This window comes from Actinomadura macrotermitis (assembly GCF_009604375.1).
In the GTDB taxonomy this organism is placed as follows: Bacteria; Actinomycetota; Actinomycetes; order Streptosporangiales; family Streptosporangiaceae; genus Spirillospora; species Spirillospora macrotermitis.
Genome location: NZ_WEGH01000010.1, coordinates 1 through 2,400, shown reverse-complemented (window position 1 = coordinate 2,400; position 2,400 = coordinate 1). Strand labels below are relative to the sequence as shown.

The window sequence follows — 2,400 nt, the reverse complement described above, 5'->3', positions numbered from 1 at the left end:
CGAAGCCCGTGGCCCAACCCGCAAGGGGGGGAGCGGTCGAAGGTGGGGCCGGCGATTGGGACGAAGTCGTAACAAGGTAGCCGTACCGGAAGGTGCGGCTGGATCACCTCCTTTCTAAGGAGCACAACTAGTCAGGCCGCTCTTCGGAGGACCCGACTGGTGGCTGTCATCGATGGCGAACGTTCATCGGACGGCTGCTCATAGATGTGGAGCACTGGCTACTCAGCCCAGACGTCTGGTCTGGTCTCGCAAGTACTACCCCTCGGGTTCGCCCGTGGAGTGTGGAACGCAGGATCAGGGAGGCTACTGAGCTGGACACGCTGTTGGGTCCTGAGGAAACGGACCCTTCAGCCCCAGAACACCAGGTCGTGAGACCTGATGGGACGGGGCTGGGTTGTTTCTTCTGGATTGCGGGGCCGATGGCCTGCGGACGGATTCGTCTGCAAGCGTCGGTAGACCCGGTTGTTTTTTGAGAACTGCACAGTGGACGCGAGCATCTCTGGTGAGACTCGACCTTCGGGTTGGGTTTCATCTGCGATTTGTTTGATCGTTTTGTGTGTTCAAGTTTTTAAGGGCATACGGTGGATGCCTTGGCATCAGGAGCCGATGAAGGACGTGGGAGCCTGCGATATGCCTCGGGGAGTCGGCAACCAGACTTTGATCCGGGGATTTCCGAATGGGGAAACCTGGCACCCGTCATGGGGTGTCGCCGCCGGCTGAATGTATAGGCCGGTTGGTGGGAACGCGGGGAAGTGAAACATCTCAGTACCCGCAGGAAGAGAAAACAAGAGTGATTCCGTGAGTAGTGGTGAGCGAAAGCGGATCAGCCTAAACCGTGCGCGTGTGATACCTGGTAGGGGTTGCGTGTGCGGGGTTGTGGGACCATCCTGCTGGATCTACCAGTCCGGCGAAGAGTTACAAAGCATCGCGGTAGTCGAATGGCATGGGAAGGCCGACCGTAGACGGTGAGAGTCCGGTAGACGAAACTGCGTTGCCTCTTGGGTGTGTTCCCGAGTAGCACGGGGCCCGTGAAATCCCGTGTGAATCTGCCACGACCACGTGGTAAGGCTAAACACTTCCTGATGACCGATAGCGGACCAGTACCGTGAGGGAAAGGTGAAAAGTGCCCCGGTGAGGGGTCGTGAAATAGTACCTGAAACCGTGTGCCTACAAGCCGTCAGAGCGTCCCCAGGTCCTTTCGAGGGCCTGTTCGTGATGGCGTGCCTTTTGAAGAATGAGCCTGCGAGTTATGGTGTGTGGCGAGGTTAACCGGTGGCGGGTAGCCGTAGCGAAAGCGAGTCTGAATAGGGCGTTTGAGTCGCATGCTGTAGACCCGAAGCGGGGTGATCTAGCCATGGGCAGGGTGAAGCGCCGGTAAGACGGTGTGGAGGCCCGAACCCACCAGGGTTGAAAACCTGGGGGATGACCTGTGGTTAGGGGTGAAAGGCCAATCAAACTCCGTGATAGCTGGTTCTCCCCGAAATGCATTTAGGTGCAGCGTCGCGTGTTTCTTGCCGGAGGTAGAGCTACTGGATGGCTAATGGGCCCTACCAGGTTACTGACGTCAGCCAAACTCCGAATGCCGGTAAGTGAGAGCGTGGCAGTGAGACTGCGGGGGATAAGCTTCGTAGTCGAGAGGGAAACAGCCCAGATCATCGGCTAAGGCCCCTAAGCGTGTGCTAAGTGGTAAAGGATGTGGAGTTGCCGTGACAACCAGGAGGTTGGCTTAGAAGCAGCCACCCTTGAAAGAGTGCGTAATAGCTCACTGGTCAAGTGATTCCGCGCCGACAATGTAGCGGGGCTCAAGCACACCGCCGAAGCCGTGGCATTTCAACGTAAGTTGGGATGGGTAGGGGAGCGTCCTGTAGCCGGCGAAGCCACCGGGTGACCGAGTGGTGGAGGCTGCGGGAGTGAGAATGCAGGCATGAGTAGCGAATCACACGTGAGAAACGTGTGCGCCGGATGACCAAGGGTTCCTGGGGCAGGCTAATCCGCCCAGGGTAAGTCGGGACCTAAGGCGAGGCCGACAGGCGTAGTCGATGGACAACGGGTTGATATTCCCGTACCCGCTGGTACGCGCCAACGCTGAACCCTCTGATGCTAACCACCCGAACCGCCTTGATCTCCTTCGGGAGGTCTTGAACGGGGAGCGTGGGACCCGAGGGGGTAGTAGGTGAGCGATGGGGTGACGCAGGAGGGTAGCTCAGCCCAGGCGATGGTTGTCCTGGGGTAAGCATGTAGCCCGAGAGATAGGCAAATCCGTCTCTCGTATAAGGGTGAGATGTGATGCCGAGCCGTTTTAGGTGAAGTGAGTGATCCCATGCTGCCGAGAAAAGCCTCTAGTGAGTGTACCGGCGGCCCGTACCCCAAACCGACTCAGGTGGTCAGGTAGAGAATACC

At 58.3% G+C, this 2,400-nt stretch carries 2 rRNA genes; both read left to right on the top strand.

Annotated features, from left to right (window positions below):
* Nucleotides 1–114, top strand: a 16S ribosomal RNA gene (locus ACRB68_RS40025); the annotation flags it as partial.
* Between the two features lie 444 nt (nucleotides 115–558).
* Nucleotides 559–2,400: ribosomal RNA gene (locus ACRB68_RS40020) — 23S ribosomal RNA — on the top strand; the annotation flags it as partial.